This window comes from Acinetobacter sp. AR_0276 (genome assembly GCF_003000705.1).
GTDB lineage: Bacteria > Pseudomonadota > Gammaproteobacteria > Pseudomonadales > Moraxellaceae > Acinetobacter > Acinetobacter nosocomialis.
In genome coordinates this window covers 1,947,203-1,962,173 of sequence record NZ_PSQO01000004.1, presented here as the reverse complement: position 1 = coordinate 1,962,173, position 14,971 = coordinate 1,947,203, and the positions used below count along the sequence as shown (strand labels likewise).

11 protein-coding genes and 1 pseudogene are annotated in these 14,971 nt (G+C 40.4%); 3 read left to right on the top strand and 9 right to left on the bottom strand.

Features of this window, described 5'->3' with window-relative positions:
* Positions 1 to 36 precede the first annotated feature (36 nt).
* Both CSB87_RS10170 and abaR read right to left on the bottom strand, forming a co-directional pair.
* Complete coding sequence (locus tag CSB87_RS10170; protein ID WP_016803516.1) at positions 37 to 1,926, bottom strand: fatty acyl-AMP ligase; 1,890 nt, start codon at positions 1,924 to 1,926, stop codon at positions 37 to 39.
* 680 nt (positions 1,927 to 2,606) lie between these two features.
* Positions 2,607 to 3,323: a LuxR family transcriptional regulator AbaR gene (gene abaR / locus CSB87_RS10165; protein WP_004711094.1), complete on the bottom strand. Its 717-nt coding sequence runs from the start codon at positions 3,321 to 3,323 to the stop codon at positions 2,607 to 2,609.
* Between the two features lie 819 nt (positions 3,324 to 4,142).
* Between abaR and CSB87_RS10160 the strand changes: the two genes are divergently transcribed.
* Together CSB87_RS10160 and abaI are read left to right on the top strand one after the other, a co-directional pair.
* Complete coding sequence (locus tag CSB87_RS10160) at positions 4,143 to 4,559, top strand: DUF4902 domain-containing protein (protein WP_045124629.1); 417 nt, start codon at positions 4,143 to 4,145, stop codon at positions 4,557 to 4,559.
* A 63-nt stretch (positions 4,560 to 4,622) separates the two neighbouring features.
* Positions 4,623 to 5,189, top strand: coding sequence for an acyl-homoserine-lactone synthase AbaI (abaI, locus tag CSB87_RS10155; protein ID WP_079377765.1), 567 nt, complete (start codon positions 4,623 to 4,625; stop codon positions 5,187 to 5,189).
* 95 nt (positions 5,190 to 5,284) lie between these two features.
* On the opposite strand, the gene CSB87_RS10150 is transcribed toward abaI, so the two are convergent.
* The 7 genes and pseudogenes from CSB87_RS10150 to CSB87_RS10120 form a co-directional block, all read right to left on the bottom strand.
* Complete coding sequence (locus CSB87_RS10150) at positions 5,285 to 6,637, bottom strand: MFS transporter (RefSeq protein ID WP_031952113.1); 1,353 nt, start codon at positions 6,635 to 6,637, stop codon at positions 5,285 to 5,287.
* Positions 6,638 to 6,757: 120 nt separating this feature from the next.
* Positions 6,758 to 7,783: pseudogene (locus CSB87_RS10145) on the bottom strand (enoyl-CoA hydratase/isomerase family protein).
* 12 nt (positions 7,784 to 7,795) lie between these two features.
* Positions 7,796 to 8,569 carry an enoyl-CoA hydratase gene (locus tag CSB87_RS10140; protein ID WP_031952108.1) on the bottom strand — a complete coding sequence of 258 codons (774 nt, stop codon included), beginning with the start codon at positions 8,567 to 8,569 and terminating at the stop codon, positions 7,796 to 7,798.
* A gap of 21 nt (positions 8,570 to 8,590) precedes the next feature.
* The gene (locus tag CSB87_RS10135; RefSeq protein WP_031952106.1) at positions 8,591 to 9,718 is read right to left on the bottom strand and encodes an acyl-CoA dehydrogenase family protein; all 1,128 of its coding nucleotides are present in this window, start codon (positions 9,716 to 9,718) and stop codon (positions 8,591 to 8,593) included.
* 11 nt (positions 9,719 to 9,729) lie between these two features.
* Positions 9,730 to 11,379: an AMP-binding protein gene (locus CSB87_RS10130; protein WP_004883963.1), complete on the bottom strand. Its 1,650-nt coding sequence runs from the start codon at positions 11,377 to 11,379 to the stop codon at positions 9,730 to 9,732.
* A gap of 81 nt (positions 11,380 to 11,460) precedes the next feature.
* On the bottom strand, positions 11,461 to 12,351 hold the full coding sequence (mmsB, locus tag CSB87_RS10125) for a 3-hydroxyisobutyrate dehydrogenase (protein ID WP_031952103.1): 891 nt from the start codon (positions 12,349 to 12,351) through the stop codon (positions 11,461 to 11,463).
* Positions 12,352 to 12,362: 11 nt separating this feature from the next.
* A complete protein-coding gene (locus tag CSB87_RS10120) occupies positions 12,363 to 13,880 on the bottom strand; it encodes a CoA-acylating methylmalonate-semialdehyde dehydrogenase (protein ID WP_031952101.1) in 1,518 nt (505 codons plus the stop codon).
* 165 nt (positions 13,881 to 14,045) lie between these two features.
* Between CSB87_RS10120 and CSB87_RS10115 the strand changes: the two genes are divergently transcribed.
* Positions 14,046 to 14,927 carry a LysR family transcriptional regulator gene (locus tag CSB87_RS10115; RefSeq protein ID WP_002050510.1) on the top strand — a complete coding sequence of 294 codons (882 nt, stop codon included), beginning with the start codon at positions 14,046 to 14,048 and terminating at the stop codon, positions 14,925 to 14,927.
* The last annotated feature ends 44 nt before the right edge of the window (positions 14,928 to 14,971 follow it).

The window sequence follows — 14,971 nt, the reverse complement described above, 5'->3', positions numbered from 1 at the left end:
ACATGAATTTTCACTCAAATGATTAAAGGGTAAGGGTTAAAACAAAGCACTTTTCAGACGATTAAAAATCAGCGTGCGCACTTCACGTTCCTTGATCATTGAGTTGAGTAGATTGGAGCTATAACGAATCAACTGCCCCCGCTGCTCACGATCACGGATGACGTCTAAGCCGTTCTTGATATAATTTCGAGCAATCACCGTTCTACGGTTTGGATGGGTCAAACAGACCAGCTGACCTCGCTCGATCTGTTCTTTAATTTTTCTTCTTCTAATTTTGCCGCTAGTCGTTTTATTTATTCGGCCTTGATGCAGTAAATAGACACCATCTACAGGTAAGCCAATATCAGCCGCCACTTGTTCTTTAACCTGAGTCCTGATGTTTTCAAAATTAAGAGTCTTGTTTAATGATTTCTTCTTGATCTCAAGTACAACCGTAACACCCTCAGAATCAGCAAAATTTACTGCTGCAACACAGCCTTTACGAACAGCAGGATGTGCCATTTCAACAGAGCATTCGATATCTTGTGGGTAATAGTTTTTGCCACGGATAATAATTACATCCTTAAGACGGCCAGTTACATACAGGTCTCCATCTTTGATAAAGCCCATATCACCCGTTCTTAAGTAATATTCTTTACTTGGCTGACCTGCTTCATCAAGGATCGTTGCTTCAAAGGTTTCCTGATTGATCTCTGGCTTCTGCCAGTAGCCTGCTGTGACACTCTCTCCTGCTAGCCAGATTTCACCAACTTCATGAGCTGCTACTTCTTTATGGGTATGTGGATTAACTATACGGCAATCAATGTGCGCCGAGATCTTGCCGCAGCTCACCACTTGCACCGCGGTCTGATCCTGACTGGTTTGTACCAAGTGGGCATTCAACTTATCACGATCAAGAGAAATTGCATTGAGAGGGCCAGTCACACCACTGACTAAGAGCGTCACTTCCGCCAAGCCATAGCATGGCAAGAAAGTATCTAGTTTCAGTTTGGACTGAGTATTGAACTTCTCCATGAAACGCTGCATAACATGCGCTTTGATTGGTTCCGCACCGTTAAATAGTACACGTACGCGGCTCAGATCAAGCGTTGCTGCGTCTTCATCTGAAATACGATGCAAGCACAACTCATACGCAAAGTTTGGACCACCACTGATCGTGACGCCTTTTTCACTAATAAATTGTAGCCATTTAAGCGGCTTACGTATGAAGTCCAGAGGCGACATTACATAACAAGTTAGCCCCACATACACGCTCTGCAAAACCGAGCCGATCAATCCCATATCATGATAAACAGGCAACCATGTAAGGCCGATATCATCAGGTTGTGTACAAAAAGCTTCCGTAATCATGGCTTCATTTGCCATAATATTTTTGTGGGTGACAATTACACCTTTAGGCCAACCGGTCGATCCTGAAGTGTATTGAAGGAAACAAACATCATCTGCATCAATATAAGGAAAATCCTTTTCCACCAAGTCCCGCTGAAATTCCGTATCAACAGCATGTAGTATTAAACTTTCATTTTGAGCTTTTAATGTAATTAGGCCGGATAACTCAAGAATCTTTTTTGTTGTGAGCACGATTTTTGGCTCACAGTCATTCATAATATTCAAAATATTAGAAAAACCATTGCGATTAAACGGCAGGCTAACTGGTACTGCGATAATTTTAGCTTTCAGACAAGCAAAGAACGATACGATAAAGTCTAGGCCCGGTTCGAACAGCAACACTGCACGATCACCACTGTCTACAAGGTTCATTAATATCTGAGCTTGGTGTTGAACTCGCTTATTCAGATCTGCATACGTTAGAGATTGAATCCCACCAGATTGGCGTCCCAAATACTCAAAAGCAGTCTTACCCCCATTTAGGTTCGCGTGGGATTCCAAAGTTGCAATGATATTATCCGTACACATTACAGCCATAACTTACTCCGATTAATTATAATTAACCCTTAAAACCTGCTGATTCAGAAATTAATTTCTAGTTGGGGGTTTTAATAAAAATGAATATACTTTTTCTTTAAAATATAAATTCACATTATATTTTATTCACAAGTGTCCTTTATTACACCTGTAAGGGTTTACAGGTTAGATGTTACTTATTGAAAAATAAGAAGCTAAAATATTTTTAAAAATTATTTTTATTCAGTTATATAGTTAAGAACTTTTAAATAATTAAAAAAGCGACCATTCTTTGATCTACTTTTAGATACTCTTAAGTAAAATTTTTTAATCTTCAGATCATTACTCAGTTTTTCTTCTGCTGCGTTTGTTTTAATTTTTTTAGTTTCTATATGAGATATAATTTATAGTTCTTTTAAAGATAAATTATCAAATAATATCAACTCTCATATAATTTTACTTTTAAGATTAAATTACTAATACCGCCTATTTAATTTTATTTCAGATAATTAAAATTTAATTTATACATTATTATAATAAACTATAAATAATTTTATTTAAAAATAATAAACTTACTCATTATTTTAAATTCATAGATTAACTTTTTAAAATAAAAACTTAAAATACACATTATAAAAATATTTAAACAAATATCATATAATTATTTATTTTATAATACTCTATATTCTTTATATATCTTTTTACAAAAGTCCCAGCATTACTGCTCGAATAGCTGCTGAAATTTTATTATTTACATTTAATTTTTGCATCGAGTTACAAAGATGAAAATTTACAGTTCTTTCAGTAACCCCAATAATCTGAGCAATCTCTGCTGAGGTTTTACCCTCTGCTGTCCAACGTAAAGCTTCTTTTTCTCGGTTCGTTAAATAAAGGTTGAACTGAGAGAATTCTACATCATTGACAATTTTAGCAATGCTGGAATGCACTGTTTGGGTCAACCAATACATATTTGTATATTGTGCTTTTTGCTCTTTTTCTGATAATTGATCGGTGGATCTTGCTAGTGTTAACATCCCTCTCGTCCCAATAAAATCACGACTTGACTGAGCCCAACCGACATTTAAACCATAAGAACGCGCCTCTTCCCAGAAATCTTTTTCTTCTTGTGTTTTTGCATTTTGACTCGACCAGACAAGAGGTTGAAGTGATACCATACAATGCTGCACAGTAGGGTCTACCTTCACGTAACGTTGTTCTATATAGCGCTTTTGCCATGCCTGAGGATAATTATTCAACATAATTGTTTTTGGTTCAGCAATAGACAGCGGTGACTGCATACCATAAGCACAATAATCAAATCCAAGCTTTGACGCTGTAGATTTGACTACTTCAAACAATTCATCTTCATTTTTTACGACCAAAAATGCTGATAATAAATCCTCTTGCCAACTTTCCATTTGCTCTCATTAGGCTCCATTCAGAAATTATTTTTTGTTCAGTTATCTCTTGTGAATCCAAATAATTAAATTGAAGCGTAGGGCTATTTTTTTTACCTTTATTTCAATAGAACTCTACAAAAATCTAAAAGATTATGAGGCTGTTAAAATATTTCCACTACTTCATCTTCTTTTATTACTTTCTCAATTGCAGATTTTGAACTCATCATCCAATTAACAACACTTTTAAGCCCAAATGTTTGTAAATTATTCAGATAAACTAAATTTCTGAAAGCCTTTAAGGTTGTTATATTCAATATACAGATTATGCTTGAAAAAATTAAATTTTACAGGATGCATTTTATTCCAAAAAATATAGTTTTTAAAATAAAAAAACAATGCTCATTATTTAATCTTGAAATTATATTTTATTAATTTAATTAAATAATACATTTCAACAATGATCCAAGAAATATAATTTTACCAATCATTATATATTCAAACTAAAAAAATAAATAATTATTTAGCAAATCAAATAATTACATGGTGGCTTATTTTAGTTAAAACTATTGTTTTAATAACAAGTATAAAAGCCACCTAAAAAAGCTAAAAAAAGTAAGTCAATTGAGCATTATCAAAAGCATTTTTTATATTATAACTACAAGATAATCATTTTTTACTTTAGCCAACCTTAATACTTGAATAATCTTCCAATAAGAATAGCTTAACGATATAGAGCATCAAATTATATTTAACCTGTTAAACATAACAGTATTTAATTGGCAATAATTTATGGTATTTATCAAAAGATTTCTATTTCAGGGTACTTGAACAGGTAGCATGGCCAACATTACCCCTCATTTTTCAATTTCGACAGATGGTTTTATTCGTATGAATGAGAACCAACTCATGAATTACCCTTTTCAAGACGTTGTATCTATCGTTGAATCAACCCAAATTGAAAAATCTCAAATTGTTTATTATGGTTTTACTGAATGGGCGACATTAAAAACTCCTGCTTTAAGTACAGGATGGGACTGGGAATTCGTTGAACAAAACGGTTTTGTTACTTTAAAACGAACTGGTCTGCCTAGAAGCAATATTATGATTGTTGATATATCTGGTACAGATATTGGATTTGATAGCACTGAAACATTAATCAAAAGGAAGATAGATACTTTGTTCTGGGAACAGTTCATTTATGCTCAAATCAATACAAGCTTAATCAAGTCTAAAGTAAGTCTGAATTTCTCTTAGAAACCTGTAAATTTTTACAGTTACCGCCTTTCCAGCTGTTCAGTAAAGTCACATCAAAAATAAGTGGAAGCACTTGTAGTGAATATTATTGCTGGATTTCAAAACAATTTTTCAGAAGGCTTATATAGCAAATTTAAAAGTTACCGTTATAAGGTATTTGTTGAGCATTTAGGATGGGAGTTAAACTGCCCACATAATGAAGAACTCGATCAATTTGATAAAGTCGATACAGCTTATGTGGTCGCTCAAGATAGAGACTCTAATATTATTGGCTGTGCCAGATTACTACCTACGACTCAACCGTATTTACTTGGTGAAATATTTCCTCAATTACTGAATGGAATACCTCTCCCGTGTTCCCCAGAAATTTGGGAATTATCAAGATTTTCAGCCGTAGATTTTTCAAATCCGCCTGCAACAACAAGCCAAGCAGTATCATCACCGGTTTCAATTGCAATTCTGCAAGAAGCGATTAACTATGCAAGAGAACAAGGGGCCAAACAACTTATTACGACCTCTCCTCTGGGTGTAGAGCGTTTATTACGTGCTGCTGGTTTTCGCGCCCATCGTGCAGGCCCACCAATGACGATTGATGGCTATTCTATGTTTGCCTGTTTAATTGATGTGTAATGGTTTAAAGGTTAACTCTTGTCTCTCGGACATGAGTTAACCTGGTTTTTTTATAATCAAGAAATACGCTTATTGCGAAGAATAAATAACGCGTATCAATCAATCTTAGTTTTTAAATTTAGGTTTGTCTTTTTATAATAAGCCTCATCCGTTTTAGGGTTTCTATCACGCGGCATAAATGAGGTCGATATAATTGCAACGACAGCCATACTGCCAATATAAAGCATAATTAAATATGGGTTACCTTGCCCAATACTGAGCAGCTTGGTGGCAATCATAGGGGCTAAACCACCACCCAAAACACCTGCCAACTGTACTGAAATCGAGATACCGCTATAACGAATTTCAGCAGGAAATTGACGCGCAAAAAGCTGAGCTTGTGGCGCATACATAATTGGAAACACCACACCAATTGCCAAAACAATTGCAGTCCAGACCAGTACCGGATCTTTGGTATTGAGCATGCTAAAAAATGGATAGCAGTAAAGTGCTAATACGCATAAGCCAAACATAAACATATTGCGTTGACCGACTTTATCGGACAAATGTCCGCATAACGGCGTCATAAATAAAATCACGGCTGCACCACAAATGGTGGCAAATAAAATATCTTGGCGGGGAATACCAAGTTGTGCAGTGGTATAAGCTAGCGTAAATGTTGACGCAATATAAAACCATGCATTTTCAGCAGCTCTCGCCAAAATAATGGTGATAAGTTGTTTTGGATGGTTTTTAAAAACCTGAAAGGCAGGAACTTTGACTTCTTCAGACTGCTGTTTTACTTTTTCAAAATCTGGTGACTCAGGCACTTTTACACGAATATACCAGCCCACTGCCAGTAAAATAATGCTGGCAAGAAATGGTAAACGCCAGCCCCAGCTAAACAGTGCTTGCTCAGGTAATAACGACACCAGTCCTAGCGCGATTGAGGCGAGCATTAAGCCACCACCTGTACTCGCCTGTGGCAAACTTCCCCAAAACCCTTTACCACCTTCGGGTGCATGTTCAACGGCCATAAGCACGGCACCGCCCCATTCACCACCCATGGCCATACCTTGAATAAATCGTAAGATCACCAAGCCAATTGCAGCCCAATATCCAATTGATTCGTAGGTTGGTAAGAGTCCAATCAGTACCGTTGGAATTCCCATGAGCATAAGTGTCAACAACAGCATCGACTTACGGCCAATCTTGTCACCAAAATGACCAAAGACTAAGCCACCTAAGGGCCGCCCAATAAACCCAACGGCATAGGTTGCAAATGCCGCAAGTACACCTGTAAGTGGGTCCAGATTGGGGAAAAATAACTTGTTAAAAATGAGTGCCGCCGCCGCACCGTAAACAAAAAAGTCATACCACTCAATGGTGGTACCGACCATGCTAGAGATGCCTGCTAATCGATGTGACGACTTTTTAGGATGTGAACCGTTTCCATGTATTGTTTGCATCGTAATGTCCTTTTTAGATTTTCTTGTTTTGTCTTTTTATGCTTATGATCTGTCCTGACCATAAGCATGTTCAGGTCTCGCTTGATCTCCTTAAGCTTTTTGTGTGTTTTTAAAATGGGGTTAGCTTAGTTTTTCTAAAATTTGCTCTAGCTCCGGATTACGTTCTTGCCACCGTGGTTGTTTATCTTTATCAACAATGAGCGCACGAACGCCCTCAATAAAGTCACCATGCTCAAACCAGATATCCTGTAAATCACGCTCAAGCTGCATACACTGCTGTAGTGAAAGGCCGCGCCCTAAATATTGCAGTTTCAAGCTGGTTTGTTTGGCAATAAATGAACGCTGCTGCAAAATACTAAGCATCTTACTCGCCCAAGCCTTTAAGCTTTCATCCTGTTCATTTTCAAGGCTTTGCTCAATCTCATCTAAATGCTGAAATCCAAAATGTTTACGGATGCCTTCGGCAAGTTGTTTAAGCTCACTTTCGGCAGGCCGAGTAATAAATCGGGTAATGATGCGTTCAATTCCCTCTTTGCTTAAGCTTGGTGCTTCGACGAGAGCGTTTTGTAAATCTTGTAACTGCTCGCTTGGTACATGGTAGTCAATTAAGTCGAGATAGAGCGCATCGCTACTACTAATCTGCTCACCCGTAATTGCCATATAAACGCCAATATCATCAAGGCGAGACAGGAAATGAGTTGCGCCAACGTCCGGGAAAAAACCAATCGCTGTTTCAGGCATAGCAAATCTGGACTTTTCACTGCTTACCACAATGTGACACGCCTGAGCCAAGCCAAAACCACCGCCTAATACATAGCCATCAAGCACAACGATGATTGGCTTTTCATATTCGCGCAGTGTATTGAGCATTTTATATTCGGCACTAAAGTAGCCTTTGTAATCGGCTGTGCCATTTTTATAACTGTCGTAGAGATAGCGGATATCGCCCCCTGCACAGAAGGCTTTTGGGCTATTTGATTTGATTAAGATCGCCTGAACAGCAGCATCATTTCACCACAGTTCCAATTGGGCACCAATCCCTTCAATCATATCTAGCGACAATGCATTAAGATGAGTCACACGGTCTAAGGTAATCATGCCGAGCTTACCTTGTCGCTCAATCATTAAGTGATTTTCTGTATTCATTTTATTGATCTCTTACTGATTTTTAAAATTTGCCTGCCGTTTTTCAACAAAGGCCTGCATGCCTTCTTTTTGGTCCGCAGTTGCAAAAATGGAGTGGAACATGCGGCGTTCAAAACGTAAACCTTCGGTGAGGTTCACCTCAAAAGCTCGGTTAATGGTTTCTTTGAGCATCACGTTTGCAGTTAAAGACCGTGCTGCGATTTTTTCAGCGGCTTGCAAGGTTTGTTCAAGTAATTCTTCTTTACTAAACACACGTGCAACCAAACCACTTTGTTCTGCCTCTACTGCGCCCATTTGGCGAGCGGTAAGGCACATTTCCATTGCTTTAGCTTTACCAATAGCATGGGTTAATCGTTGTGTCCCACCAATACCCGGAATTACCCCTAAAGTGACTTCGGGTAAACCAAACTTGGCATTGTCAGCACAGTAAATAAAGTCACACATGAGTGCTAATTCACAGCCACCACCCAATGCATAGCCACTCACCGCAGCAATTAAAGGTTTACGGCGCTGTGCAATACGGTCTGCAAGATGAAAAAAATCATCTAAATAAATATCAGGAAATTCCAAATCAGCCATTTCTTTAATGTCAGCCCCTGCGGCAAAAGCTTTTTCAGAGCCTGCCAATACGATACAGCCAATTTCACGATCTTTTTCGAGTTGATCTAATGCCTGATTAATTTCACTAATTAATTCACTGTTTAAGGCATTGAGCGCTTGAGGGCGATTTAAGGTAATCAATCCAACCCCATTACGCTTTTCTAATAAAATACTTTGCCACTGCATTATTTATTCCTTGTTCTGGTTTTATAGACTACGTGCGATGACTAAACGTTGAATATCACTCGTGCCTTCGTAAATTTGACAAATACGCGCATCACGATAAATACGTTCAATTGGGAAGTCTCTGAGATAGCCATAGCCACCAAACACTTGTAGGGCACTTGAGCACACACGTTCAGTCATTTCTGAAGCAAATAACTTAGCCATTGAGGCTTCGTTGAGACACGGTTGGCCTGCTTCTTTGAGACGCGCAGCGTAGTGAACCAGTTGTCTCGCTGCTTCAATTTCGGTTGCCATACTGGCAAGGCGAAATGCGATGGTTTGATGCTCAAAAATTGGTTTTCCAAAAGTAATACGCTCTTTGGCATAACGAGTTGCTTCTTCGAGTGCCGCACGTGCTAGACCGACTGCTTGTGCAGCAATACCAATACGCCCACCTTCTAAATTGGCAAGAGCAATTTTCAGACCCTCACCTTCTTTACCTAGCATGAGACTTTTATGGATGCGTACATCTGTCAGAGCAATCTGACACGTATCTGAAGCATGCAGACCCAGTTTTTCTTCAACACGAATCACTTCATAACCCGGTGTTTCGCGTGGGACTAAAAATGCACTAATGCCCTTTTTACCTGCGCTCGGATCGGTCACGGCAAACACGATAATGACGCCAGCATTATTACCCGAGGTAATAAATTGCTTGGCACCATTTAAAATGTAATCGTCGCCATCTTTCACCGCACGGGTTTTGATGGCTGCTGCATCTGAGCCAGTATGCGGTTCGGTTAAGGCAAAAGCTCCAATCATTTCACCTTGTGCCAAAGGCTTTAAAAAGCGCTCTTTTTGCTCGTCGGTCCCAAATTTTAAAATAGGTACACAACCAACCGAGTTATGAACACTCATGATGGTCGAGGTTGCACCATCTGCTGCCGCAACTTCCTCGAGTGCCAGTACATAGGCTAAGTTACCCGTGTCTGAACCGCCCCATTGCTCTGAAACAAGCATTCCCATAAAACCGAGTTGTCCCATTTGAGTCAGAGTTTCTTTTGGGAAAGTCCCGTCTCGGTCCCAATCGCTGGCATTAGGCTTGATTTGTTCTTGGGCGAAACTTTTCGCCATATCACGAATGAGTAATTGTTCTTCGGTAAATTGCATTATTATTTCCTTTACCCTGCTTTAGCTTGTTGTTTAGCAATTTCTTGATTACGCAATAAAAAGCGCTGAATTTTGCCACTTGGAGTTTTAGGTAATTCACTCACAAATTCAACTAATCTTGGGTAAGCATGTGCAGAAAGTCGTCTTTTCACAAACTGGCTGAGTTCTTCAGCAAGTGCATCTGAAGGTTGTACGCCCGCAGCTAAAATTACAAAAGCCTTAACGACTTCAGTACGATCTGGATCAGGCACGCCTATTACTGCGGCTTCAATCACAGCATCATGTTCAAGCAGTGCGCTTTCTACATCAAAGGGCCCAATACGATAGCCTGATGTGGTGATTACATCATCGCTACGGCCGACAAAACTCATACTGCCATCGGCATGAAGTTCGGCAGTATCACCCGTCAAGTAGTAATGACTGACGAAAGGTGATTTACGGCTTTCTTTATAGCCACCAAACCACATCATTGGAGACTGGCTAATGTCGACTGCTAAAATTCCCGGTGTGTCTGGCGGAAGTTCTTCACCTTGTTCATTAACAATCGCAACACGATAGCCCGGACTTGGGAAACCTGCTGAGCCAGCATGAATTTCATGTTTTAAACCATGATGATTACACACCACCATGCCGACTTCGGTTTGTCCGTAATGGTCATAAATTGGAGCGTCTAAGACTTGTTTAAACCAGCGAATCACTTCCGGATTAAGCGGTTCACCTGCACTACTCACCACGCGAAATTGGCCTTTTAATGGTGCCATTTGTACCGGATCTGCTGCCATCATCATACGGTAAGCTGTTGGTGCACCTGCCAAGTTGTTAACTTTATAATCTTTCACAATTTGGCATAGGCTATCTGTACTGAAACCACCTTCATAAAACAAAGTGGCATGGCCTAAAAATAACGGTCCAGTAATCGCATAGTACAGGCCATACGCCCAACCTGGGTCGGCAATATTCCAAAACGAGTCCTCTTCGGTTAAACCAATGGCATCTTGCATATATCGCCCAAAGGCAATGAGTGCTTTTAATGGCACTTCCAAGGGTTTAGCAGGCCCTGTTGTGCCTGAAGTAAACATGAGCAAGAAAGGATCTTGAATGTTACGCATGACTAGATCACATTGATCGGACTGCTGTTTCACTTCATTCCAAAAATTAAAATCCCCTGCTTTAAGCGCAGTACCTTGAGCATCGGCCACCGTCATAATTGCAGGACACTTTTCAATTTCGTCGAGCTTGCTACGGTTACCCATATCGGTCACCACCAACTTGCTTTGTGCAAGCTGAATACGGTGCTCAATCGCTTTTGGGCCAAAGGCAGTAAATAAAGGCTGGTAAACAGCACCAATTCGCCAAGCCGCCAAAATGGTTACAATCAGTTCAGGTGTTCTTGGCAATAAGCCTGAAATACGGTCGCCTGCTTTTACACCTTGAGCTTTTAAAAAGTTAGCAAATTGACTCGACCATTCTTTTAGCTCACGGAAGGTATATTGCTCTTTGCGACCGTCTTTTCCTTGCCAATACAGCGCAATTTTGTCGCCATCTGCATGTCGATCACAGCATTCATAACAAGCGTTCAGTGCATCGAGTGAACCTGACAACATCTGTTTAGCAGTGCTTTCCAAATCGAAAGCCTGTACAGCATTTTGATAATCCATCATATCTTTTCCCTCAGTCCGGATTTGTTGTTATTCACGACAGGGTTTGATTTATTAGTTTAAAGCCATCCTTTGGCTTTACCGTTATGCCTCTTGTGGTAGGTATTGCTGAATAATGCTCGAAAAATCGAGATTGGCATTACCACGCATGCACATTTGCTGATAAAGCTGTTGCACCATACCACCTAATACAACAGGCTGTTTGACTTGGCCTGCGGCTTCTACAGCGAGTCCTAAATCTTTTAGCATTAGCTGAGTTGCAAAACCGTCTTGATAGCCTCGAGATGCAGGCGCATTTTCATTAATGTGTGGCCATGGGTTACATACATCCGAACTCCAACAACGACCACTTGAGGTGTTAATTACCCCTGCCAATGCTTGTGGGTCGATGCCTAGCTTCACACCGAGTGCCATGCCTTCGGCCACCGCAGCCATTGAAATGCCTAAAATCAGGTTATTGCAAATTTTGGCAATTTGTCCTGCACCCACATCACCACAATGAACAATATTTTTGCCCATATGGCTGAGCACAGGTTTTACTTCGTTAAAGGTTTGTTCATCGGCACCCACCATAAAGGTTAAGGTTCCTGCTTGAGCACCAATGGTTCCACCTGAAACTGGTGCATCACAGATTTTAATATTTTTACTGTGCGCAACAGCGGCAATCTCTTTAATGGTTTGCGGGTCAATGGTACTGCTATCAATGCATAAGCTACCTGCTTTTAGCACTTCCAAGACACCATTTTCACCCAAGTAAACTTCTTTCACATGCTTTGCTGCAGGCAACATGGTAATGACTACATCAGCTTGTTTTGCTGCTGCCTGCGGGCTGTCGCAGACTATGCCACCTGCCTCGGCGAAGTGCTGAATAGCAACTTCACTGAGGTCATAACCGTAAACTTTAATTCCGGCTTTAAGTAGGTTATGGGCCATTCTGCCGCCCATATTCCCTAGACCGATAAAGGCGATATTCATCCGTGATCCCCTTAACGTAAACTAATGGTTGTATTTACACCGCCAACTTCATGGCTATCTTCAAACCAGCGACTGGTAATGGTTTTAGTTTGGGTATAGAACTGGACAGCCTGTTTGCCGTATGGCCCCAAGTCGCCAAGTTTTGATCCTCTTGAGCCGGTAAAACTAAAGAACGGCACAGGTACAGGAATTGGAATGTTGATACCGACTTGGCCGATATCAATCAAGTTTTGGAAAGTACGTGCAATGGCACCGCTTTGAGTGAATAGGCCCACACCATTACCAAATGGGTTGGCATTGATCAAAGCAATTGCTTCATCGAGTGTATCGACACAAATAATTGAAAGTACCGGCCCAAAGATTTCTTCTTTATAAATACGCATGTCGGTATTTACGCCACTAAAAATCGTGGCGCCCACGAAGTTACCTGACTCATAACCTTGTACTTGAACATTGCGACCATCGAGTAGAAGTTCTGCACCTTGCTCAACACCGCTATTAATCAAGTCAATTACACGCGCTTTGGCACGTTTTGAAATCACTGGACCAATGTCAGTATTTGGTTCATGACCTGCATTTACTTTTAGGGTTTTGGCTTTTTCGACTAATTCTTGAATCCACTGTTTACTGTCGCCAACCATCACTGCAACCGACAATGCCATACAACGTTGCCCAGCAGCACCAAACGCTGCACCCACTAAAGCGTTTAAGGTTTGTTCTTTATTGGCATCTGGCATGACAACCACATGGTTTTTTGCCCCCATCATGGCTTGCACACGTTTACCATGTTGCCCTGCAAGGTTATAAACATGTGTTCCAACCGCAGTTGAACCTACAAATGAAATCGCTTTAATGTCTTTATGGGTACACAAACGGTCAACCACTTCTTTGCCACCATGCACAACGTTTAAGACACCTGCCGGAATACCTGCTTGAATCGCAAGTTCAACCAGCATCATGGTTGATAAAGGATCTTGTTCTGATGGTTTTAAAACGAAGGTATTGCCGTACACGATTGCCATTGGGAACATCCAAAGTGGAATCATGGCAGGAAAATTAAACGGCGTAATACCCGCACAAACACCCAAAGGTTGTTGCAAGGTATACGTATCTACACCACGTGCTACACCTTCGACGTACTCGCCCATTTGTAAAGTACCAACTGAACAGGCATGTTCAACCACTTCTAGACCACGTTGAATATCGCCTTCAGCATCTGCCAAGGTTTTACCTTGTTCAGCCGTCAATACTTGTGCAATTTCTTTCATGTTGGCACGAATCAAGTCTTGTAGCTTGAGCATGATGCGCATACGTGCCTGAATTGGGGTTTGGCGCCAAGAAATAAAAGCATCTTGTGCAGCTTGAATAGCAGCGTCGACTTCTTCAACCGTTGCAAAAGGCACGCGGCCAATCACTTCCTGAGTTGCAGGGTTAATAATGTCTTGCCATTCTTGGGTTTTAGATTCGATAAACTGTCCGTTAATAAGTAATTTAGCGGTGTCCAATTCGATTTTCTGGATTGTGTTCATAACCTCTCCGTAGGTCATATTTTTATTGTGTTCAGTTATTAGAAAATACTTTTCTACGTATTTTCTTTATTCAGGTTTTATTTGAGACTAACAAAGAAATCTTTGACCACCAACGCAAATTCATGCACGATTGTTGTGCAAATATGCACAGGGACAATAACAAAAATGAAAGTGGATTGGGATCATCTACAGTTTTTTCTGGTTTTAGCACGCACTAAAACTCTAACCAATGCTGCACGTATTATTGGTGTTGAACATAGTACGGTAGCTAGACGGATTCAGGCCCTAGAACTTGCTCTGGGTACGACGCTATTTAAGCGTGAAGCAACGGGCTATGAGTTAACTCTCGAAGGCATGGCACTTGTCCCTCGAGTTGAGCAAATGGAACAAGCTTTCTTACAAATTGAAAAACCGCATCAACCTTTACAAGGACGTGTGCGAATTGGCACACCTGAGGGCTTTGGAACCGCATTTTTAGCCCGCTTACTGGCTGAGTTCTCTATTCAGTATCCACTGCTTACTATTGACCTAATACCCGTACCAAAAATGATTAAGCTCTCACACCGTGAAGCAGATATTGTGGTATCCATTGAACGCCCAACCTCGGGGCCTTATATCATTACGCGCTTGTCTGATTATTGTTTAAAAATTTATGGCAGCCAGAGCTATCTAGCACAAAATCCACCGATTCGTGGTTTAGAAGATTTAACTCAGCATCGCTTTGTAAATTATATTGATGATCTGGTGTATAGCCCGGAGCTGTATTGTCTAGAACGTTTACCTTTAAAACTGAATGCTAACTTTCGTAGTAGCAGTATTTTGGCCCAACAAATTGCAGTGAGTGCTGGCGCAGGGCTTGCAATTTTGCCGAAGTTTTTAGCAGATGACAAACCTGAGCTCGAAGAGGTATTAGAGCAACAAGTTCGTTTTACCCATACCTTCTGGATGCTGACCTTCGTCGATTTACAGCATGAACCTCGCATTAAACTGGTCTGGGACTATTTGCGTAAACAAGCTGATAAATATCAACATTTGCTAGTCGATTAATCTTTTAATAAAAAAGCCAATCAATGATGATTGGCTTTTTGGTA

What these genes read in the sequence shown, in the direction of transcription:
- CSB87_RS10170 (WP_016803516.1), bottom strand. Translation starts at nt 1,926, where the DNA reads ATGGCTGTAATGTGTACGGATAATATCATTGCAACTTTGGAATCCCAC.
- abaR (WP_004711094.1), bottom strand. Translation starts at nt 3,323, where the DNA reads ATGGAAAGTTGGCAAGAGGATTTATTATCAGCATTTTTGGTCGTAAAA.
- CSB87_RS10160 (WP_045124629.1), top strand. Translation starts at nt 4,143, where the DNA reads ATGGCCAACATTACCCCTCATTTTTCAATTTCGACAGATGGTTTTATT.
- CSB87_RS10150 (WP_031952113.1), bottom strand. Translation starts at nt 6,637, where the DNA reads ATGCAAACAATACATGGAAACGGTTCACATCCTAAAAAGTCGTCACAT.
- CSB87_RS10140 (WP_031952108.1), bottom strand. Translation starts at nt 8,569, where the DNA reads ATGCAGTGGCAAAGTATTTTATTAGAAAAGCGTAATGGGGTTGGATTG.
- CSB87_RS10135 (WP_031952106.1), bottom strand. Translation starts at nt 9,718, where the DNA reads ATGCAATTTACCGAAGAACAATTACTCATTCGTGATATGGCGAAAAGT.
- CSB87_RS10130 (WP_004883963.1), bottom strand. Translation starts at nt 11,379, where the DNA reads ATGATGGATTATCAAAATGCTGTACAGGCTTTCGATTTGGAAAGCACT.
- mmsB (WP_031952103.1), bottom strand. Translation starts at nt 12,351, where the DNA reads ATGAATATCGCCTTTATCGGTCTAGGGAATATGGGCGGCAGAATGGCC.
- CSB87_RS10120 (WP_031952101.1), bottom strand. Translation starts at nt 13,880, where the DNA reads ATGAACACAATCCAGAAAATCGAATTGGACACCGCTAAATTACTTATT.
- CSB87_RS10115 (WP_002050510.1), top strand. Translation starts at nt 14,046, where the DNA reads ATGAAAGTGGATTGGGATCATCTACAGTTTTTTCTGGTTTTAGCACGC.